We start from the raw sequence: 19,197 nt of genomic DNA on the forward strand, positions 1-19,197 counted from the left end.
CTCACCCCCTCGCTTCCGGGAGGGCGTAGGTCGCCGAGAGCACGGGGTGGCGGGTCACGGCGTCGCTGTGGACCAGGTTGCGGACCGCCGCGCCGATGAACCCGCCGAACAGCGTGCCGACCAGACCGTGGGACTGGGACCGCAGGTGGAAGTCGTAGAGCGCCATCGAGGCGCGCGTGACACACACCCGGTAGCCGTGCGAACCCGCCCACGAGTCCGCCCGGTCGAGCCCGGCGTACATGCTGACGATCCCGCCCGCAGTCGCGAACTCGCGCTGCACGCCGAGGTTCTCCGGGTCGCCCAGGGCCGCGGCCGGCGCGACGAACGACACCTCCCGCGCGGTGACCCGGTAGACCCCGGTGGGCATCCCCTCGCTGCGCAGCGCGAAGACGAACGCCTCCAGCGGGCCGGCCTCGTCGTCGAGCGCCCAGCCGTCGCGGTCGCGCTCCAACGCGCCCTTCAGCAGGTGCAGTACCAGTTCGGTGCGCACCGGCGCATCCGCGTACTGCAGCGACGAGCGCCGCGCGAGCAGCGTCTCGTGGAGATCGCGGTCGGCACCGGACTCCTCGCCGTGCACCTCGACGGGTGCGGCGTCCGGGAACGGCAGCGGCGAGCGCAGCTCCGCGCGGCCGTCACCGGTGGCGGTCCGGGAGGCGAAGCCGTCCAACAGCGGACGCATCGTGGACAGGTCAGAGCGCACGGTTCACCCCAGTTCCATGACGGCCGCGACGGGCTCTTGGTCCGGCGAGATCCCCAGGAGCCCGCTCAGGCGCTCGTCGTCCCAGTCGGTGACGAGCGAGAAGTCCAGCGCGAGGTGGGTCGCGACCTCGCGGGCCGCGGACAGCGCGACGCCGGCGTCGAGGAGCGCGAGCTTGAGGCCGAACGTCCCGTACTTGCGCACCACCTTCTTCAGGTTGGCGGTGACGACGAGCGTCAACGGCCTGTCCCCCGGCGGTACATCAGCCGTGAGCTGCGCCAGCGCGTGGTCCTGCTCGACGTAGGCGTAGCCGCCGACCGGCAGCACGGACGCGTCCCGGCACAGCAGGTAGGCGCCGGCGGAACCTATGTTCCCGGCCGCCGCGGTCCACCGCTTCACCCAGCCGTCGGCCGTCTGCTCGCGGATCCCGAACGCCACCGCGAGCAGCAGTGCGGCATCGGGCCCGCGCAGCGCCGCCCGGTCCGCGGCGGGCGCGCCCGCCAGGCGCGACACGTCCGCCGCCGGCAGCGGCACCCGCGGGCAGCTGGGCCAGTCCCGGAACTCCGACTGCAACTTGATGTTCGAGGACTGGTAGTGCGCCAGGTGTCCCTTGGGATCGAGGAACCGGCGCGGCGGGATCGCCACGGCCGCCTCGTACAGGGCGCCGGAGGGCGGCACCGGCGCCGTCGGGCCCGCACTGAACGAGCAATCGGGGCATCCGGGGCGGCTGGCGCTCGCGCGGTACCGCGTCGCCAGGGTGGCCAGGTCGACGACGGCGGCGTCGAGCGGCAGGTGGGTCATCGTCGACCGTGCGGTCAAGGCGATGACGTGGTGGGCGACGAGGCCCGCGATGAGCTCGTAGGAGCTCTGCGGAGGGTCGCCGGCGAGGTCGTCCTCGCCCGCCGTGCTGCATCGCAGGCACGGAGTGAACTCGGGGTCCACGTAAGGGCCGACGACCATCGAGGAGGTGTCCGCCCGGACTCGGAGCAGGGGCCGCCTGTCGCGGCGACATCGCTCGTGCAGGGCGGCGAGCTCCGTCGGGGAGGACTGCGGGGTCTCGAAGACGACCACCAGGTCGGCGTCCGCGGCGGCATCCGCGACGGCGTCCGTGACGGCGTCCGTGGACACGGTGCAGACGCCGGTCAGACAGCGCTCCGCCGCCTCGACGAGCGGCCGGTACCCGGCCAGTCGGACGGTCGCGTCGCGCAGGCGCCGCGCGCCCTGCGTCCAGGACGGGTTCGCCCCGGTGGAGTTGCCCAGGCGGGACAGGAAGCAGGCGAATTCGGGTGCCGTCGACGGCTGTTCGCCGGCCGGCACGCCCTCCTCCACGACACCCGACGCCCAGAGCAGGGCCAGGGACTTGTAGACGACGGTCTCGTCCAGCCCGGTCGCGGCGGCGAGCTGCGCATGCGTGGCGGTGCCGTCGCACGCGTCGACCAGCCGACGCAGACTCTCCCGCGCGAACCCGCCGGTGAAGACCTGTCGCTTGTCCGAACCGTCGAGCACCACCGCGTCGCCGGCCTGGCGGAGCCGGACGCCCCGGCGCACGGCCGGTCGCACCGGGACCGCGACCTGCCGGTCACGGTAGGCGGCCCGGCCGATCGTCTCGGCCTTGACCTCAGCAGCCATTCGTTGCACTCCTCACTGCGAGTCTGGAGACCTACGGAAGCCCGACCAAGGCGCTCACCTCGTCGGCCGCGGGGGCGCGCAGCCGTCCGCTGCACCGCGGGCAGCGGTCCACCGTCACCGTCGACGCGGTCGACAGCGTCCCGGCGACGAGGTCGAACGACCGCACCGTGCCGCCGAGGCCGACCGGACCGGTTCGCAACTCGGCCAGCGCGAGCGTCAGCAGACCGTGCGCGATCGCGAGGTGCGGGCGGCCGAAGCCCTCCGGCAGGCCCCGGGTGGCCTCGCCCAGCCGGTACGGCTGCCCGGGGTCGCGGTGCTGCTCGATGCGCCGCAGGTAGCACGCGTAGCAGGCGGTGGCACCGGGGACGACGGCCGGACCGCAGACGATCCGGGTCGGCAGCAGCTCGAGCCCGACCGTCGGGACGCCCCGCTCGAACCCGAACCGGTCGACCGCGTCGCGCAGTTCCTCCAACCGACCGGAGTGCACGACCACGAGCATCCCGGCGCGGTCGAGTCGGGCGTCGGCCGGCAGTTCGCTGCCGGTGACGCGGACCGCGGGTGCGAGGCCGTGGGCCTCGACGTACTGCTCCCCGAACGCGTCCCGGACCAGGTACAGACAGTCCAGCGGTTCTTCGGACGACATTTCTTCTCCTCCCCGTGACGTTGGTGCGCCGTCTCTGCGCCGCCCGTCCCGTCCCACGCGCTACGCGAACGGCTGCGGTTCCGGGTTCACCGAATCCTCGCCGTAGCTCCCGTAGCCCATCGCGGTCGGCGCGGCGTACAACCTCGGCGTGCCGAGGTAGCGCTCGCTGTGGATGAAGGACAGTGGCACGGCCTCGGGCACCAGCACCTTGACGGCGTGCATGCCGACCTGGCGCGCCTCGTCCGTGGTGATGTCGACCGCGAGGACCTCGGCGCCCCGCTCCGCCAGCCGGGACACCGCGGTGGCCAGCGGATCGGCGCCGACGGGCAGGCGGGGCAGCTCGTCGAGGCCCCGCACCGCCCGCTCGCCCTCCAACAGGTGGCCGAGGACGTGGCGGCGGGAGATGGCGGCGTTGTAGGCCGCCGAGCCGATCACGCTGACCGTCCCCTCGTCGGGGCGGCTCACCGGCGCGCGGCGGACGTGGTCGCGCAGCGCGATGCGCAGGGCTGCCAGCTCGCGGTAGATCTTGCCGACCGCGCGCGCAGGCTCCAGATCGCAGGTGGCGCACACGATCTGCGCCAACGAGTCTTCGTGGGCCGCTAGTTGGATCGCGTAGACCACCGGGATCCCGAAGTCGGTGGTCGCGTCGAAGAGCCGTACGTCGAGGTGGCGCGAGGTCCCCGCCGTGTGCTGGGCGCGCGTGGTCGCGTCGAGGAGGTCGGGATCGACCGAGAGCTCGGGCAACCGCAGGCGCAGCAGCCAGGAGAGGGAGAGCGCGTCCCGCTCGACGACCTCCAGCAGACCGCCGAGGACGGCGCTGCGGACATCGGAGTGGACGGCCGCGCCGGTGGTGACCCCGCGGGTGAACAGTTCCGAGGGCGACTGCGGCGTCATGTGCAGGTAGACCGCGATCGCCGGCACCAGCACGGGGGTTCGGCGGGTCAGCGACCAGGCCCGGACCCACCGGATCGGGACCGACGGGTCGTACGGGACCAACCCGCAGTCGTCACGGGCCAATTCGCGGGCCGAGCACTGCGGCCACCGGGCGGGTGACACGTACTCCTCGGTGAGGTCCGCCTCGGCCGCCACCAGGATCTCGTCATCGTGCCAGGAGCAGACCGAGTACCGCTCCAGCGCCTCGGCGATCGAGACCAGGCGGGCGCGTTCCCCGCTCAGCGCGCTGCCGACGCCGTTGACGTTGCCCATGTCGCCGTCGTTGCGCCAATTCCGCAGGCTGGCCAGCACCTTTGACGGATCGCCGATGCTGGACACGTGGACGGCGAAGTCGGGATCGCCGTCGGCGACCGGCACCGAGTTCGTGCGCGACACCAGGCCGTACGGCGAAACTAACGAGGTGATGCGCCGCAGTTCGGCTGCGGCTAAATCGACAGACCTGTTTCCTATCACCATGGATCTTTCCCCCGTCCCCTATGGCTCGGCATGATCGTAAGTACAGTGGGTGCACGTACACAAGTGCTGGGCGATTGACGATCCACGACTGGCGGTTGATCCAACTCCTCCCCCGGCGGCGGCGAGCCGGACCGCCACGGGGCGACCCGACGGCCGAAGGACCAGGTCGGGACGGGCGGTGTCCGCGGCCCCGCGTCCCCCCGGAACCGGCCCCTCCGGGCGTCGGAATCGGCCCCGGCGAAGAGGTGACATCGGGTTCCGCCGCCCGGTTCGGCCACCTGCTCCTCGGCCGGGCCGCACCTGGCCGGCCCGGCCGGCGGAACCCGCTCCCACCTGCGCGAACACCGCATCGGGGTCGCCCCCCGACGGAGGCCGACCACGCCGCCGACCGCCTGGAGAAGGGCTGCCGGGGCGTCGGCCGCGACGCCGCCGGAACCCCGAAGAGCGGATCGCCGTCGAGCGCCCGGCCGACCCGTGACGGCCCGGCGGGGTGCCCCGCCCCGCCCCGACAGAACCCCCGCTGTCCCTCCCGCAGGCCTTCGACTCCGTGGCAGGTGATCCGGCCCAAAGCCCTCACCAACACCACCGCTCGGTCACAACCAATGACGCCTTCCGGACCCCGTCCGCACCGATCGCGTACTGCCGAGATCCCCTTCAGCACGGCCCGAGAGCGGCCTCTTGCCGATCCGGAACTCCGCCTACCGGTATTCCCGAGCGACCACTATTGCGGCGGGACTGGGCGAATATGCGCCGCGCGCTTCACAAAATCCGCCACCCGGTCCCCGCAAGCCGTCGCCGGCGGTGCAGCGGTGCGGCGCGCGACGATGTTCAGACACATCCCACGCTGATTTCGGACAGATTCGGCTGCCGTCGGTCGGACAGGCCGGATCAGGACCCCGACGGGGCCTCCGACGGTCGGACGACGCTCGTGACCCGTGGCGCCACTGGCCCCGACACGCCGCGAGTCCGCCGAGACTCGTGATCTCGAACCACCGCCCGGGGCACGCCGAGTCCTTCCCGGCGGGACCAGGACGGGCACGCCGGCGCCACGGCCCACCCGGCCACCCACCACACCCACCGGCTGAGGACGCGCCTCGCCACGTCGAGTTGCTGTCCGGCGAGTTGATCACCACTGCTCCGAAGGAAGGCTTCATCCCCGAGAACCTGACGAGCAGCCCCGCACCGGAGGGCGAAGCCCTTCCGGTCGCCCGCACCAAGGTCGCCGCGGCCCGCTCGCGCGGCGAGCGCCAGGACCGGCCGGGCCTGGTCGAGGCAGCTCAACTTCCGCCAACGCGATCGGAGTTCACACCTTCGGGTAGGGATCAGCCACGAGACGTGCTCGGCCGGCTCGTGCGGGACGTCGAGGGGCCCTGTTGCGTGACTGGCGCCCGCGGACCAGGTATTTCACCCTTCAGGGGCAGGACGAGAGAGGTTCGGTGCGCCGAGCGCGACGACTCCTTCTGGATGATCTTGCACCTAGTTGCCAAGCGCCTTGATGCCACCTCTTCAGTCGTGACAACGCCACATGTGGACGGCAGGATCTTTCTCAGCAGCGGGGAACGCCACAAGAACCGGGACGAGTTCCGCGAACCATTGACGGGCACAGCGTTGGTGACGAAGCAGGGGAGAACAGTCGTGGGCCACTCGATACGCATCGCATGCACTGCACCGCCATAGTCCGGCACTCACCGTCGGCCTGGGCACCACCGCCGTAGGCGGCGTCGTCGGAGATCGCCCGACCGATCAACGCGGCGTCACCGACTCCGGTTTCGACCGGGACGGCATCCGCCCCGCAACACCGGCATGGAGCTGGTCGGACTCCGCGCACTTGGTCGCGGTGGCTCTCATCCGCCCTGATCCGGTGCCATCGCAGCTGACGGCCGAAACCGTCACCGATCCGATCCGGGTCCACAGTCCACACGAAGACCGGGTGGAACACCTCCGCGCCCGCGTCGACCCCAACCACTGTCGCATCGCTGCCACGATCATCGCCGCCACTCCGGATGCGGCAGTCGCGAACCTGCGCCGTGTCTGCGAACGCGCCCCGCGGCACGCGCCGGCCCTGCGTGGCTGGTGCCTCGTCCTCGTGCAAGACCATCAGGAACCCAACCCCACGGCTCCCCCGGCCACATGAGCGCACCCGCGCCGGGAGCCCGAGAACCCGTTTCCCGCCTCCACCCGAGCCCCTCGGGTCGGCCGAGCACGCCTGATGCCCGCTCGGAAAGAAACACCTCCGCCTCATCCGCCGATGTCCGCGCGCCTCGAGGTCCCTGGCCGGCTGCGCCGGCGGGGCGGACCGACGCCATGCGCCCCGACTCGTACCGGAGCGCCTCGTCAATCCGGCGCCGGGGACTCGGCAGTCCGGTCTGTCCGCGGAACACGCTCACTCCAACGCCCTGGCAGCGGCCGAGGGCATCCCTTCCGTTTCCCTTTCCCGAAAGAAGGCTGTTTCGCCATGCACATCCTGAAGAAGATCGTTGCCGTCGCCGCCATCGCCGGACCGATGCTCGTCGCGATTCCCACGACCGCACAGGCGGCAGCCAGTTACAACGGCGCCTGCGGCAGCGGCTACTCCGTCATCGACACGCTGCCGTTGGCGGAGGGAACCATCTTCCTCACCTACAACAGCTCCAACGGCTACAACTGCGTGGTGACCATCCGCAGCAACCCGAGCTCGTACCTGAAGTCGATGGACGCGGGCATCCGGCTCTCCGGCGGCACCTGGGTGGAGGACAACAACTTCTACACGACCTACGCCGGCCCGGTCCGCGTCCACGCGCCGCACTCGTGCATCGACTGGCAGGGCAGCATCGACGGCGAGATCAACAACCAGTTCAACTCGCACTGCAACTGACCACACCCGTGACCGCTTGCGCCAGCCGTCCAGGACGTCCTGCCGTGCCGCGCATGCCACCCCCGTCGTGCAGCCCCGCCGGGACAGCGGCGCGGTCCGGGACCGCCCCGCCGTCCCGGCGGGCGGCTCGGCCCGGGGCTCTTCGCGTTCAACAGCAAAGGGCCGGCTCTCCGGATCACTCCGGCGAGCCGGCCCTTCGGGCGCCGGTCGCATTGCTTCCTACGCGAGCCCCCTGTCGGGTTCGAACCGACGACCCCCGCTTTACAAGGATTGGCGTGCGAGCCTGACCCTGACCTGGGGCGTTGCTCTACTACGGTCCTCCCGTGCCTCCTCACCGAGACCAGCCTCTCTTCCCCGGGGTCCCCCTTCCGATCGGGCACGGCTGGGGCACGCGCACGCCGACCGCCACCTCATGGGCAGGCGCCCAGACGGCACGCCATGCGGGCAAGTGCGAGAGCCCATCCCTTTGCCCCGCGCCTGTTCTCTCTTCGACATGCCCCATGCAACACTGTCGACGTGACCGAATCCGAGCCGACGCAGTTCGCCAGCTACATGCTCCGCCTGCGCTGGCCCGATGGTCAGCCGGCGACGCAGCCCGCCAACCAGTTCGCCATCTCGATGGGGCTGCCTGTAGGAGGCTCACCGGACGCCATCTACCTGAGCATCGGCCACGCCGCCCCTCCCGTGATCACCGCAGCGGTTGATCTTTCTGAGGGCGGACCACACGATCTCGGCGTAGTTGACGTGAACATCTTCGGGCGCTACATGCTCACGCGGGGCAGACTGGATGAACTGATTGGGTTGCTCCAGAACGCAGCCACCCAGTACGACGAGGCGCAGGGAGGCGATTCGGATGTCGACGGTGAGTCTTAACGGACTCGTGGTAACTCGCGAAGCCCGGCAACGCGTGATCTCAAGCGCCACAACACGGACCGTGCATGTACACCCTTCGGTTGTGAGCGGCACCACTGCCGTGCCGAGCTACGACTACAACGCTCTCGTCAGCGCTCCGCTCACGACTAAGCAAGCGGAGACTCTTGCCGAAGATCTTCTCGCTGGCCGGGTAAAGCGCAGGAAGGCCCGGATCCTGGCTTGAACACGCTCGCCTGGCGAGAGGCCGACCGGGGCGACAAACGAGCGATCCAGATGTTCACCTGTACGGATCCTGCTAAAAAGTCGACGCTTCTATCTCGCCGTGCCTTGCCTCACCCGAGGCCGTGGGAACTTGACGTCCAGACGGGCATCCGAACAGCCAGCGTCCCTGGCAACCGTGCGGCCGGTGACCGCTTTGTCCTGGGCCAGCAGTGTTCGGATGAGGTCTGCGCTTGTTTCCTGCACGCGCGCCTCTCTCCTGGCGAGTCGCTAAGGAACCTACGAGAACGCCAGGCTCATGAAGGGCCAGTGAGACTACTGCGTGCGATTGCCGTTTCAACGAGGCATCGCGGACAAGGCGGCGCCGTGGCAGTCCGAACACTGGAGCGCGCCCTAGACGACATCTTTACCTGCGAACAGGGGGCCGAGACCCTCGTGATCGCAAAGATTGATCTGCGGAACAAGGCCAGCGAGCGGCTTGTGGGCACTCTCGACTTCACGCTGGAGTCGGCCCCGAGCGAGCTCTCGCCTCTCCGGCTATGGCGGATCCTGCTGGAGCCTTGACTTATAGAGCTGGCCTCTATGGAGTCTGGCTCCCAACTCGGAGAGATCTGGGCAGGGCCCGCTATGGGGAGCGGAAGGCAGTGGTATGGAGTGCGGCCACCATTGGCGATCGGGAGAGACCAGCTCGATGAACAGGGACAGTGGTCAGCGGGAGATCTCATCTCGCGACTGGACTGATGCACAGATGGTCTGGGACTACCAACTACTGCGCCACTCTCTCCAGCCCTGCTCGGCGGGGATCGGGTTGGGAAGTCACGACCTGGGAGTAGCCACGCACGCGGCGACGCTCTACAAGGATGGCCTGTTCCCAGTACTGCTGTTTACTGGGGCAACGAGCCCCACCACGGCAGCGCGCTTCCCGCGTGGTGAGGCGGTTCACTACCGCGAGCACGCGATGGCCCTTGGCGTCCCCGAGTCGGCGATCCTGGTCGAACCGGATGCCACGAACACCGGCCAGAACGTCGAGTTCTCACGTGCACTGCTGTCCGCTTCACACGTACCGATCGAGTCAGTACTCGTCGTGTGCAAGCCGTACGAGGAGCGACGGTCTTTTGCCACCTTCCGGCGGCTGTGGCCCGACGTAAAGGTGGTGTGCTCTTCGGAGCCGGTGAGTTTCGACGACTACGTCGCCGGGATCGGAGACGCGAAGCTGGTTATCGACATGCTTGCCGGTGCCCTGCAAAGGGTGATGCTGTACCCCGCCCAGGGATTCGCCATCCCGCAGGAGGTGCCGAGCACCGTGCAGGCCGCGTTCGGGCGCCTGCGCGCGGCCGGGTTCGACAGTCGCCTGATTCGTGACTGACGAAGCCGCGGGAGAGAAATCAGGGCCCCCGGGAGGCTCTCTCGGGGGCGCTGCAGATCATTAGCCAGCCAGCTGGCGCGCTTCTTCTCGCTCCACGGGACCCAGGGTCTCAACCCATGCTGTGTAGAGCGTGCGAGCGTCGGCCGGACTCAGGTCCAGGGAAGCGGCGATGTCCTCCCATGAGCTTCCACGCCGACGCGCTTCACGGATGAGAAGGGGCTGCCCCTGGTCAACCTCCCGGGCAATCGCCACGCCCAACGCAAGCGCCGAAAGTGCGTCGGAAGCTTCCGGGGCGCCCCAAGCCGTGACGGTGCCAGCCAGTCGGGCAATGTGGCGGTGACGCCGTTCAGCCAGGTCAGTGATGTGTGCAGGGGGAATGTCGGCCGGGGCGCCAATGGTCGCGGTGTCGATCGCGCGGGGCCTGCCTTCACTCGGCACGTTGCTACCTCCCTGACTGACGGATGCTGGCAGCCACCACCTTAGGCGCGCCCTGAGAGCAGCTCACTGCTCGCCCGTCTCGCTCCCATCCTTACGGATCGTCCGACTGTCGGGAACCTGGAAGTCATAGCTCCAAGCGAAATACGAGGCGGCGTGCACCCCGATGGCGAACTCGACCACGGTGTCGTCGGCCGTGTAGGTCGTCCGGTGGAGTTCCACAACGGGCTCCCCGAAGCGAAGCTGGAGCATCTTGGCCTCCTCCGGGGTCGCGGCCCGCGCGAAGAGCTCCTCCCGCATGTGGTCGATCTCGTAGCCGGCGTCGTACAGCACTCGGAAGCCACCGCCACGGCCGGCCGGACCGGGAGTCGGGTCGACCAGTCGCGTTCCCTCCACGTGCTCGGGGCGGTAGTAGCTGGTCAGGGTGTGGGTGGGCTGCTCACCCTCCTTGACCAGGCGCGCGCGGGCGTACACCTCCGATCCGGCGGGCAGGTTGTGAGCCGCAGCGACGACCTGCGGGGCCACGATCCGGGACACGGTCTGAGTCTGCTCGTCACGCCGGTAGGCCCGGCCGGACGCAACGCGGTCAGCGACGAACGCCACCTCATCCGCATCACGCCACTTCACCTTGTCGTACCGCTCGATGCCGATCCGCTTGAGCGGGCTCTGCGGTCGAACGATGGTCCCGTGGCCTCGTGACGAGCTGACCAGTCCTTCCGCCTCCAGCGCCTTGTAGGCCGCGTGAACCGTGGCCTTCGACCCCTCGCCCTGCTCAACCAGCGTGCGGATGTGCGGCAGCTGCTCCCCCGGCGCGTACTCGCCGCTTCTAATTCGCTCGGTCAGCCGGTCTGCCAGCTCTCGCCACTTCGGCGCCATGTGACCTCCTCGATCCCATGCAAGTGAACCACAGTCCTAGGACTGTTGACAGTCGGGACACCGGATGGCATCGTCTTCCACGGCAGCGCAGTCCTAGGACTGCGAAGCGAGAGGGCTCACTTTGGGCTGCTTGCTCTGCCACCGCGACCTGCGGTTGTCCGGGAAGGCGGCCTAGCCGCACGCCTACGGACTGCGGTGATCGTCGATCCTTGAGAACTGAACAGAGTGCTCCGAGAGCTTCGGCTCTCACCCCCGACCTGTCGCCTTGCGGTCGGGGTGCACCGCCCCTTTCGCGCGGTGCTGCGCCACCTGTTTCGAGTGTCTTTGGTCCCCGATCCGTGCTGCCCAACTGCGGGTCGGGGGTCATGGCTGCTCGCGACTGACGAGTGGCTGGGCCCATGCAGCGGGGCTGCCGCGCGTTCCTTGGCCGGAGCGCGGCAGCCCCTGCGGGCCCACCTACGACAGCAGAAGAGGTAGACCCGTGAAGTCGATTGTGGCAGGACAGCGCGCTGTGTCGGCGCTGGAGTTCACCGAGTTGGCGCTCGGTGTGGACGTGGAGCTGTTCGCCGGGGTGCCGGGCGAGAGCGAGATCGGCCGGGCGGCGCGGTTGGACGCGGCCCGGGACATCCTGGCCGACCTGGACCAGGAGGACCCGCAGGCGGCGGAGTTCGCCCGTGCGCTGCTGATGATGGCCCCGGTGCCGATGCGGTTCGGTCGGCGGTCGGGTCGGCGGCCGGTGTGGTCGGCGGTGGCGGCGTGAGCAAGCAGGCCCGGGAGGACGTGGCGCGGGCCGCCGCTGCGGCCGAGGCCGCGCGGGCGGCCGCCGCGGCTGCTGCTGAGGCGGCGCGGTTGGCGCGTGAGCGGGCCGATTCGCTCGGGGGTGTCCGGTGACGCGCTCGGTGGTGTGGCTGGTGCTGGCGGCCCGGTCGCGGGTGACGCTGGCGGTGCTGGTCGCGGTCGTACTGGTGGTGGATGCGCTGAGCGGTGAGTCCGAGCAGTACCTGGCCCGCACGGTCCGTGCCCGGGAGAGGGGGCGGCCGTGACGGACATCGGTTGGGTTCTGGTGGTGCTCACGGCTGCCGTGCGGGTGCTCATCGCCCGCTCACGGCGGCGTTGGGGGTGGTCGCGGTGAGCGCCGTGGTGACTCCGGATCAGGTGCGTTCGGCCGAGCGAATGCTGGGCTTCGGGACGTGGGTGATCACGTTCGGGGCGGTGCTGTACAGCGTGCTCACGGTGACCCCGTTGATGGCCGCGCACACCCCGGTGGGGTGGCGGTGGACGGCGCCGATCCTGCCGTTGGTGGTGGATGCGGCGGTGGTGATCGTGGTCCGGATGGACAGCACCCTCGCCCGCCTCGGTGGCAGCGGCGGGCGCTGGCCCGTGGTGCTGCGGTGGATGACCGGGCTAATGACGGTGCTGCTCAACACGGGTCTGTCGGCGCTGCACAAGGATGCGGTGGGGGTGGTGGTCCACTCGGTGGCGCCGCTGCTGCTGATCGTCACGGCCGAGGCCGCGTTGGCTTACCGGCGGGCGATCGCCGCCGCGCTGGCCGCGCATGCGGCTGCTGAGCGGGCCGAGCGCACCGAGCGCGAGCAGCGTGCGGTCGAGCAGCGTCGGCAGGAGCGGGCGGAGCGGTTGGCCGAGTGGGAAGCGGCCGACAAGCGCGACCAGCAGCGCCGCGAGCACGAAGCGCAGCTCGGCCGTGAGCAGCGTGAGCACGAGGCCCGGCTGGTCCGCGAGGAGCGGGACGCGGTGGCTGCGCGTGAGGCGGCCGAGCGTGCCGAACAGGCCCGGCGCGAGGAGCGGGAGCGGGCCGAGCAGCAGCGTCGTGAGCGCGAGGTGAGCGAGCGTGAGCGCCGTGAGCGCGAGGCCGTTGAGTGGGTCCGGCAGGAACTCCTGTCGGCCGGCCCGGCCACCGAGCGGCTGCCCGAGGCGAAGGCCCGGGCCATCGTGCGGGCCGCCCGGGAGAGCGGGCTGCCGCAGCGCACCGCGGCCGAGCTGACCGGCTGGTCCGCCGGATGGGTCGCGGCCCGCTACCAGGAACAGAGCAAGGCCGAACACCGCAACGTCGTCATGGCCGCCGTCCCGGCGGCCGAGGAGTTCGAGGAGATCGCATCATGACCAACGCTACGGATCTGACCCCTGCTGCTCAGCTGTCCGCCGCGGGGGCGCTGCTCGGACTCCTGAGCACGTTCGGCAACCTGCCCTGCCCGGACGCGGGCCTTGAGCGAATCATCGACACGCAGGGGCTCACGGCGCGCTGGGGCGTGGCGCTGATCTTCCCCAAGGACGTGTCGGGCTTCGAGCAGTGGCGCGAGGCGCTGGACATTGACCCGGCCACCGTCACCGGACACGAGTACGCGAAGTCGGGATGGCTGTTCGCCCTGGGGGAGTTCGGCGGCGCGCCGGTGAAGCTGATCGGCTACTACGACCCGCCCAAGGACACCGAGCAGTGAGCCGCGGCCGCTTTTGGGACCCGGAGGGGTCCCGGCATGGCGGGATGCCGACCTATCCGCGCAAGCTGGCCCCCGAGGGTCTCCTGACGCGCCGCCAACTGCGCGCCCGTGGCCTGCGGCCGGGCGGTCAGGACGTGGTCGCCCAGGTGGGCTGGCGCTCGCGGCTCAGCCGCGGGGAGCCCGTGTTCGCCTACCTCTACCGGCTCGACCGGGCCAAGCCCGTACGGCCGATGACCCCCGGCCGCAGGGCGGCGTTGGCCGCCGCCAACCGGGCCCGCCGCCTGTGCCCCGCCTGCCGGCGGGACGCCGGCTACGTGCTCCCGCTCCACCTGGGCACCTGCGTGCCCTGCGCCGACGGCTGGACCCTCGCCGCGGCTTGATCCTTCACACCCCGGAACGGGTCGCCCTTGCTTGGCGGCCGGTCGGCCCGTCCCGGGTCTTTCCCGCACCACCCAACCGCTGTTGAGCTGTGAGGAAGGACTGCAAGTGAACCACGAGGACCGCGAGGGGCACGACGCCCTGTTCGCCCGCCTGGAGGCCGAGATGACGGCCGACGGCGGGCCGGTGGCCGAGATCCTGGACCTGGCCCGGGCCCGCGCCGCCCGCACCGGGTCCACCGACCCGGACGGGCACTCCGTCTACGACACCATCCCCACCCCCGCCCCGATAGAGGGCACCGTGCTGCCCCCGGCCGACCCGGTGCCCGCCGGCTGGAACGAGGCGGACCCGGAGGGGGACGCGCCGTGGTGGCCGGTGTGGATCCGCACCGGCCAGGGACGCCGCGACCGCGCCCGCTACATGACCCGCCGGATGCGTCGCCGGGCCCGCAAGTTCGCCGCCCGCCAGCGCACCACGCACGGGGTCCTGCCCCGGGCCGTGCGCGGGATACGGCGCACCCACGAGTGGGTGCAGGGCACCGAGGGCATCTACGTGCAGGCCGCCGCCGAGCGGGCCCGCATCCAGGCCAAGGCGGCCCGCTCGGCCGCCCGCTCGGCCCGGTTCGCCGTGCTGGACCGGGACAGGGCCCGCAAGACCTCCGAGCGCGCCCACGAGGACGTCGAGCGCGCGGTCAAGGACCACGCCGACGCCAAGCGCACCGCCCGCAAGGCCCGCCTCCTGCGCGGCTCCCTCGCCTACGGCCCCGTGGCCGTGGGCGAGTTGACCGCCATGGGCTACGACGGCTGGTGGGGAGCAGCCGGCGCCACCCTGCTGACCGTCGCTTTGGCGGCGTGGCGGGGCCGGCGCACCGACCTGGACGAGGCGGAGGTGTTCTCCGAGCGGTCCGAGTTGGTGCTGGACCCGGGGATGACGCCGCGCGCGTTCGGCCAGATGCTGCGCGACGCGCTGACCGAGGACCTCGGTTTGCAGGTCGCCGACCTGTACGTGACCGGGCACGCCTGGGGCTTCGAGGCCAAGGTGCAGCTGTACAAGGCCAAGCCCGCCGACGTGACCGCCCGCCTGGACGACCTGGAAGCGTCGCTGGTGGCGCGGCCGGGGTCGCTGCTGGTGCAGCAGTCCGCGAAGGCCCGCCCGCTGTTCACCCTGCGCGCCCTGGGCAAGGACCCGTGGCGCGGGCAAAAGGCCGTGCCGTACCGGGCGCCGAAGTCGGTGTCCGTGCACGACAGGGCCGACCTCGGGATGCGGCTGGACCAGCACCCGCTGCTGCTGCCGTTCCTGCGCACCAACACCGTGCTGGTCGGCGGGCCCGGGTCGGGGAAGTCGAACGGGCTGCTGGACATCGCCGAGTACCTGACCGCCTGCAAGGACGCGGTCGTGTGGGACATCGACCTCGGCTCCGCCGGCGCCGGCCTGGACCCGCTCGGCGACGCCATCGCCCGCCGCGCCACCAACAAGGCGGACGCGAAGCGGCTGCTGGAGGACGCGCTCGCGCTGTCGGTGACGCGGCCGCGGCTGTTCCGTCGGCTGGGGATGGGCCGCAACTGGGAGCCCTCCCCGGAGTACCCGGCGCTGGTGCTGATCATCGACGAGTACCCGGCCCTGGTGGCGGCGGGTCTGTGGGATCTGGTCGCCGAGATCATCCGCACCGGGCGAAAGAGCGCGGTCAACGTCATCATGGCCGCCCAGGGCGCCACCAAGTCGTTCCTGGGCTCGGCGGACCCGGCGGCCGTGCAGACCCGCATCGCGCTGGCGTGCCGGCCGCAGGACGTGACCCAGCTGTTCGACGGCGGCGCCCTCGGGGAGGGCTGGGCCGCGCACAAGCTGCGCCCGGCCGAGGGCAAGGTCCTCAACGACGTCTCGGTGGCCTACGTGCGCGGCGGGGAGCACGTCGAGCCGATCCCGCAGCGCTTCGCCTACCTGGACGACGAGGACGCCGAGAAGCGCGGCACCGAACGCCTCGCGGCCGGACTGGTCCAGCTGGACCAGGACTCCCTGGCCATGGCCGAGGTCGACCTGACCGTCCCCTTGTCCGGGGGCATCGACCGGGTCCGGGTCGAGGTCGAGGACCTGGACGACATCGACGCCGCGCAGGAGACGGACCTGCCGCCGCTGCTGACCGCAGCCATCGACGTCATCACCAGCGCTGAGGCGACCGCGATGACGACCGGCGAGCTGCTGGCCCAGCTGAACGGCCAGGGAGGGGACTTCGCGGACCTGAACCCGGTCACTCTCGGTCGCGCCCTCGGGGAGTTCGGGGCCAAGGCCCGCCCGTGGGGCAAGGGACGCGGGGTCTTCCTGGCCGACCTCCTCGCGGCGGCCGGAGCCTACCGCAACCGCTCGCTGGGCGCCTGACGATCTGTCGGCGGATCTGTCGGAACGGCCTCCGGCATCTGTCGGATCTGTCGGAGGCTCCGACAGATACCCCGACACATCAAAACCGGCACCTGCCAGCACAGACCCTCCCTCCGACAGATCCGACACATCCCCCGCCCCACCCCCCTGTTCCCGCGAAAACCGCCGTTCCGGGGCCCGGACAGGCATCCGTCCACCGGGCCCCGCCCCGTGCTGCCCGAAACCGCTCGGAAGGAGCACCCCCGTGATCGTCACCATCGCCCTGCCCGTGCTCGCCATCGGCGGATCCGTCGTCGCCGTGTGGACCAAGCGCGTCGGCGCCGGGTACGCCCTGTTGCTGTTCGTCGCCGGGTTCGAGCTTGCCGGCACCGGCGCCGCCGACCCCTTCAACCACCTCCTGACCGCGCTCGTCGACGCGGTCAACCACCACTGAGGAAGGCACCAGCCATGGCCCCCGCCATCCGCCCGCTGGCCGCGTCCCACTTCACCGACGCGCTCACCGCCGCCGCCGACCACGACCCCACCGCCGCCCTCGCAGCCCTCATGCGCATCGACCCGCAGTCCTGGGCCGCGATCCAGCAGCGCTGCGCCGACCTCGGCACCAGCGTCATGGACGCCCTCGCCCTGGCCACCCGCACCGGAGGAGTGAACCCGTGACCCCCGACCAGATTTCCGAGCTCGCCTTCGGCGGGACGGCCGCCGCCCTGGTCGCGGTGTGGGTGTGCTGCGCCCGCGCCGGCGACAAGGATGCCGCCACCACCCGGCACGTGCTCGCCTGGTCCGCCGGGCAGCGTGCCCAGCAGGGCGAGGAGGGCGGCACCCCGCCCGGCGGACGCGAGCCCGCCCCCACGCCCGTCCCGGCCCCGCCGGTCCGCCTCGCCCCCGTCATCGACCTGCACACCCGGCGGGCCGCATGACCGACACCGACCCGAACATGGTGGACCTGTTCGCAGGGCCCGGCGGCATCGACCTTGCCGCCACCCGGCTCGGGCTGCGGCCGGCGGGGATCGAGTGGAGCCCCGACGCGTGCGCCACCCGCCGCGCCGCCGGCCTCGCCACGATCGAGGGCGACGTGCGGGACTTCGGTCCCGCAGACTTCCCCACCGCGAGCGTGCTGGTCGGCGGCCCGCCCTGCCAGCCGTTCTCCGTCGCCGGCAACGGCGCCGGCCGCCGGGTACTCGACCACATCGTCCACCTGGCCGAACAGCTCGCCCAGCGACGCCCGGTGGCCCGGCACGTCACCGACCCCGGACAGGACCGGACCCGGCTGGTCCTGGAACCCCTGCGCTGGGCCCTGACCGCCGCCGACACCGGGCACCCGTACCGGACGATCGTGCTGGAGCAGGTTCCCCAGGTGCTGCCGGTGTGGGCCGCGTTCGCCCGGATCCTGCGGGCCGAGGGCTACACGACCGTGTGCGGGGTACTGCGGGCCGAGCAGTACGGCGTACCGCAGTCCCGCCGCCGCGCCGTCCTCATCGCCCGACTCGACGGCCCCGCAACCCTCCCCGCACCCACACACCGCGCCTACCGGGCAGGCGTCCCGCAGGACAGCGGAGACCCGGCCCTACGGCCGTGGATGAGCATGCGTCAGGCCCTCCGACGCGAGCACCCGTTCACCGTGGTGAGCAACTACGGCACCGGGGGCGACCCGGCCGCTCGGGGCCGGCGGACGTGGGACCAGCCCGCCGCGACCGTGACCGGGAAGGTCCGGCGCAACCGCTTGGTGGCCGCGGACGGCCGGGAGCTGGAGCGGCTGTCCTGGGCCGAGGCCGGTGCGCTGCAGTCCTTTCCGCCGGACCACCCGTGGTCCGGCGGGGACATCGGCCAGCAGATCGGCAACGCCGTCCCCGTAACGCTCGCGACCGCTGTCCTTGCCGCCGCTCTCGCCCCGACCGGCTAACCGGCGGCCGAGGTGGCGCTCCTGGACTGGCGCGACCCGAAGCACTTCGACCCGTACCGGGACCTGCCCTGCCGCTGGTGCGGCAGACCCACACCACTGCGCGACGACCGGCGCCGCCCCTCACACAAGGTCTGCGCCGAAGCGCAGTTGAACGACAACGGCGGCCCCCCTCTGCCAAGAACCGGGGCCGCCGCCGATCCAGAACGCTCACTGGAGAACTGGAGACACCCAGCATGACCCATGCCACCCCGATCCGGGGAGAGCACCTGTCGACCGCGCTCTCCCTGGCCACCTCCGGCGTGCCTCCGTTGCCGCTGCGCGTCGGGAAGGTGCCGTTCGGCAACTGCCTGGACTGCACCGCCAACGCATGCGGTGGCCGGCCGAACATGAAGACCCCCGGCCCCTGCCTGTGCCCGGCCCCGTGTCACGGCTGGGCCGCCGCCACCACCGACCCCGACATCATCGATTCCTCTGCATGGGCGGCGCCGTGGCGGGAGGCGGCCGGGGTGGCCTACCACCCCGGTGGCGCGGGCCTGACCGTCGTCGACCTGGACGACGCGGCCGCGATCGCGTGGGCCCGGGCCAGCCTGCCGGCCACCCGGACCGTGGCCACCACGCGGGGCGAGCACTGGCTGTACCGGGGCGTCATGCCCTCCGCCAACCGGGTGCGGCCCGGCGTGGACATCAAGTCCACGATGGCCTACACGCGGTGGCTCGGCCCCGGCACCGGCCCCCTGACCGCGCTGCCGGACGCAGTCCGGGCCCTGGTGGTGAGGGAGCCCGCCCCGGCCCGCCCGGGGCCGGTCACGGTGCCCGTGCCGGCCGGGGGCGGGCGGTGCCCGCACCGCAGCCCGGTCTTCCTGGCCCGGGGCATCGCCATGGCCGAGCAGCGCATCCGCGAGGCGGCCGGCGCGGTGCACGCGACCGTGTTCGGCGCGTTCCTGGCAGTGCTGTCCATGCACGGGCGGTGCGGCTGCCTGACCGAGGCCCACACACAGCGCCTGTTCGCCGCGGCACAGGCCAAGGGTGAGTCGCCCCGCCACTGCGCCGACGCCTGGGCCAACGCGCTGACCCGGTTGGGGATGTAG

The 19,197-nt window shown here is 71.5% G+C and carries 20 protein-coding genes and 1 tRNA gene; 15 read left to right on the plus strand and 6 right to left on the minus strand.

The window, feature by feature from the left end:
* Position 1 precedes the first annotated feature (1 nt).
* The 4 genes from ACFW1A_RS09960 to ACFW1A_RS09975 are packed head-to-tail and all read right to left on the minus strand — an operon-like array spanning position 2 to position 4,379.
* A complete protein-coding gene (locus ACFW1A_RS09960; protein ID WP_380406992.1) occupies positions 2 to 679 on the minus strand; it encodes a tpaF in 678 nt (225 codons plus the stop codon).
* Positions 680 to 703: 24 nt separating this feature from the next.
* Complete coding sequence (locus ACFW1A_RS09965; protein ID WP_380406995.1) at positions 704 to 2,326, minus strand: tpaE; 1,623 nt, start codon at positions 2,324 to 2,326, stop codon at positions 704 to 706.
* A 31-nt stretch (positions 2,327 to 2,357) separates the two neighbouring features.
* Positions 2,358 to 2,969: a cyclodehydratase gene (locus ACFW1A_RS09970; RefSeq protein WP_380406998.1), complete on the minus strand. Its 612-nt coding sequence runs from the start codon at positions 2,967 to 2,969 to the stop codon at positions 2,358 to 2,360.
* A gap of 60 nt (positions 2,970 to 3,029) precedes the next feature.
* Complete coding sequence (locus tag ACFW1A_RS09975) at positions 3,030 to 4,379, minus strand: YcaO-like family protein (RefSeq protein WP_380407000.1); 1,350 nt, start codon at positions 4,377 to 4,379, stop codon at positions 3,030 to 3,032.
* Between the two features lie 2,455 nt (positions 4,380 to 6,834).
* Between ACFW1A_RS09975 and ACFW1A_RS09980 the strand changes: the two genes are divergently transcribed.
* Entirely contained in the window at positions 6,835 to 7,233 is a 399-nt protein-coding gene (locus tag ACFW1A_RS09980; RefSeq protein ID WP_380407002.1) for a spore-associated protein A, read from the plus strand.
* Positions 7,234 to 7,459: 226 nt separating this feature from the next.
* On the opposite strand, the gene ACFW1A_RS09985 is transcribed toward ACFW1A_RS09980, so the two are convergent.
* Positions 7,460 to 7,534: transfer RNA gene (locus tag ACFW1A_RS09985), tRNA-OTHER, on the minus strand.
* A 215-nt stretch (positions 7,535 to 7,749) separates the two neighbouring features.
* Here ACFW1A_RS09985 and ACFW1A_RS09990 point away from each other — a divergent pair.
* Together ACFW1A_RS09990 and ACFW1A_RS09995 are read left to right on the plus strand one after the other, a co-directional pair.
* Complete coding sequence (locus tag ACFW1A_RS09990; RefSeq protein ID WP_380407004.1) at positions 7,750 to 8,106, plus strand: hypothetical protein; 357 nt, start codon at positions 7,750 to 7,752, stop codon at positions 8,104 to 8,106.
* Positions 8,107 to 9,073: 967 nt separating this feature from the next.
* Positions 9,074 to 9,691 carry a YdcF family protein gene (locus ACFW1A_RS09995; protein ID WP_380407006.1) on the plus strand — a complete coding sequence of 206 codons (618 nt, stop codon included), beginning with the start codon at positions 9,074 to 9,076 and terminating at the stop codon, positions 9,689 to 9,691.
* Between the two features lie 501 nt (positions 9,692 to 10,192).
* Here ACFW1A_RS09995 and ACFW1A_RS10000 read toward each other — a convergent pair.
* Positions 10,193 to 11,002 carry a GntR family transcriptional regulator gene (locus ACFW1A_RS10000; RefSeq protein WP_380407008.1) on the minus strand — a complete coding sequence of 270 codons (810 nt, stop codon included), beginning with the start codon at positions 11,000 to 11,002 and terminating at the stop codon, positions 10,193 to 10,195.
* Positions 11,003 to 11,483: 481 nt separating this feature from the next.
* Between ACFW1A_RS10000 and ACFW1A_RS10005 the strand changes: the two genes are divergently transcribed.
* The 12 genes from ACFW1A_RS10005 (at position 11,484) to ACFW1A_RS10060 (ending at position 19,197) form a co-directional block, all read left to right on the plus strand.
* On the plus strand, positions 11,484 to 11,762 hold the full coding sequence (locus ACFW1A_RS10005) for a hypothetical protein (protein WP_380407010.1): 279 nt from the start codon (positions 11,484 to 11,486) through the stop codon (positions 11,760 to 11,762).
* Entirely contained in the window at positions 11,759 to 11,893 is a 135-nt protein-coding gene (locus ACFW1A_RS10010) for a hypothetical protein (protein ID WP_380407012.1), read from the plus strand. Before ACFW1A_RS10005 ends, ACFW1A_RS10010 begins: the two co-directional genes overlap by 4 nt.
* Positions 11,890 to 12,045, plus strand: coding sequence for a hypothetical protein (locus ACFW1A_RS10015; protein WP_380407014.1), 156 nt, complete (start codon positions 11,890 to 11,892; stop codon positions 12,043 to 12,045). The genes ACFW1A_RS10010 and ACFW1A_RS10015 overlap by 4 nt, the downstream gene beginning before the upstream one ends.
* 97 nt (positions 12,046 to 12,142) lie before the next feature.
* On the plus strand, positions 12,143 to 13,123 hold the full coding sequence (locus tag ACFW1A_RS10020; protein WP_380407044.1) for a DUF2637 domain-containing protein: 981 nt from the start codon (positions 12,143 to 12,145) through the stop codon (positions 13,121 to 13,123).
* Positions 13,120 to 13,458, plus strand: a complete 339-nt coding sequence (locus ACFW1A_RS10025) for a hypothetical protein (protein WP_380407016.1) — start codon at positions 13,120 to 13,122, stop codon at positions 13,456 to 13,458. The genes ACFW1A_RS10020 and ACFW1A_RS10025 overlap by 4 nt, the downstream gene beginning before the upstream one ends.
* Before the next feature lie 44 nt (positions 13,459 to 13,502).
* A complete protein-coding gene (locus ACFW1A_RS10030; protein ID WP_380407018.1) occupies positions 13,503 to 13,838 on the plus strand; it encodes an RRQRL motif-containing zinc-binding protein in 336 nt (111 codons plus the stop codon).
* 106 nt (positions 13,839 to 13,944) lie between these two features.
* On the plus strand, positions 13,945 to 16,209 hold the full coding sequence (locus tag ACFW1A_RS10035) for a hypothetical protein (RefSeq protein ID WP_380407020.1): 2,265 nt from the start codon (positions 13,945 to 13,947) through the stop codon (positions 16,207 to 16,209).
* A gap of 244 nt (positions 16,210 to 16,453) precedes the next feature.
* Positions 16,454 to 16,642 carry a hypothetical protein gene (locus ACFW1A_RS10040; protein WP_380407022.1) on the plus strand — a complete coding sequence of 63 codons (189 nt, stop codon included), beginning with the start codon at positions 16,454 to 16,456 and terminating at the stop codon, positions 16,640 to 16,642.
* Positions 16,643 to 16,656: 14 nt separating this feature from the next.
* Positions 16,657 to 16,866, plus strand: coding sequence for a hypothetical protein (locus tag ACFW1A_RS10045; RefSeq protein ID WP_380407024.1), 210 nt, complete (start codon positions 16,657 to 16,659; stop codon positions 16,864 to 16,866).
* The gene (locus tag ACFW1A_RS10050) at positions 16,863 to 17,126 is read left to right on the plus strand and encodes a hypothetical protein (protein ID WP_380407026.1); all 264 of its coding nucleotides are present in this window, start codon (positions 16,863 to 16,865) and stop codon (positions 17,124 to 17,126) included. Before ACFW1A_RS10045 ends, ACFW1A_RS10050 begins: the two co-directional genes overlap by 4 nt.
* Positions 17,123 to 18,109, plus strand: a complete 987-nt coding sequence (locus tag ACFW1A_RS10055) for a DNA cytosine methyltransferase (RefSeq protein ID WP_380407028.1) — start codon at positions 17,123 to 17,125, stop codon at positions 18,107 to 18,109. The genes ACFW1A_RS10050 and ACFW1A_RS10055 overlap by 4 nt, the downstream gene beginning before the upstream one ends.
* Positions 18,110 to 18,342: 233 nt before the next feature.
* Entirely contained in the window at positions 18,343 to 19,197 is an 855-nt protein-coding gene (locus tag ACFW1A_RS10060; protein WP_380407030.1) for a bifunctional DNA primase/polymerase, read from the plus strand.

Origin of the sequence: Kitasatospora sp. NPDC058965, from assembly GCF_042741245.1 — a bacterium.
Classification (GTDB): domain Bacteria; phylum Actinomycetota; class Actinomycetes; order Streptomycetales; family Streptomycetaceae; genus Kitasatospora.

Bases quoted from the DNA above. Each gene is read 5' to 3' on its own strand.
- ACFW1A_RS09960 (WP_380406992.1), bottom strand. From the start codon at position 679: ATGCGTCCGCTGTTGGACGGCTTCGCCTCCCGGACCGCCACCGGTGAC.
- ACFW1A_RS09965 (WP_380406995.1), bottom strand. From the start codon at position 2,326: ATGGCTGCTGAGGTCAAGGCCGAGACGATCGGCCGGGCCGCCTACCGT.
- ACFW1A_RS09970 (WP_380406998.1), bottom strand. From the start codon at position 2,969: ATGTCGTCCGAAGAACCGCTGGACTGTCTGTACCTGGTCCGGGACGCG.
- ACFW1A_RS09975 (WP_380407000.1), bottom strand. From the start codon at position 4,379: ATGGTGATAGGAAACAGGTCTGTCGATTTAGCCGCAGCCGAACTGCGG.
- ACFW1A_RS09980 (WP_380407002.1), top strand. From the start codon at position 6,835: ATGCACATCCTGAAGAAGATCGTTGCCGTCGCCGCCATCGCCGGACCG.
- ACFW1A_RS09995 (WP_380407006.1), top strand. From the start codon at position 9,074: ATGGTCTGGGACTACCAACTACTGCGCCACTCTCTCCAGCCCTGCTCG.
- ACFW1A_RS10000 (WP_380407008.1), bottom strand. From the start codon at position 11,002: ATGGCGCCGAAGTGGCGAGAGCTGGCAGACCGGCTGACCGAGCGAATT.
- ACFW1A_RS10025 (WP_380407016.1), top strand. From the start codon at position 13,120: ATGACCAACGCTACGGATCTGACCCCTGCTGCTCAGCTGTCCGCCGCG.
- ACFW1A_RS10030 (WP_380407018.1), top strand. From the start codon at position 13,503: ATGCCGACCTATCCGCGCAAGCTGGCCCCCGAGGGTCTCCTGACGCGC.
- ACFW1A_RS10045 (WP_380407024.1), top strand. From the start codon at position 16,657: ATGGCCCCCGCCATCCGCCCGCTGGCCGCGTCCCACTTCACCGACGCG.
- ACFW1A_RS10055 (WP_380407028.1), top strand. From the start codon at position 17,123: ATGACCGACACCGACCCGAACATGGTGGACCTGTTCGCAGGGCCCGGC.
- ACFW1A_RS10060 (WP_380407030.1), top strand. From the start codon at position 18,343: ATGACCCATGCCACCCCGATCCGGGGAGAGCACCTGTCGACCGCGCTC.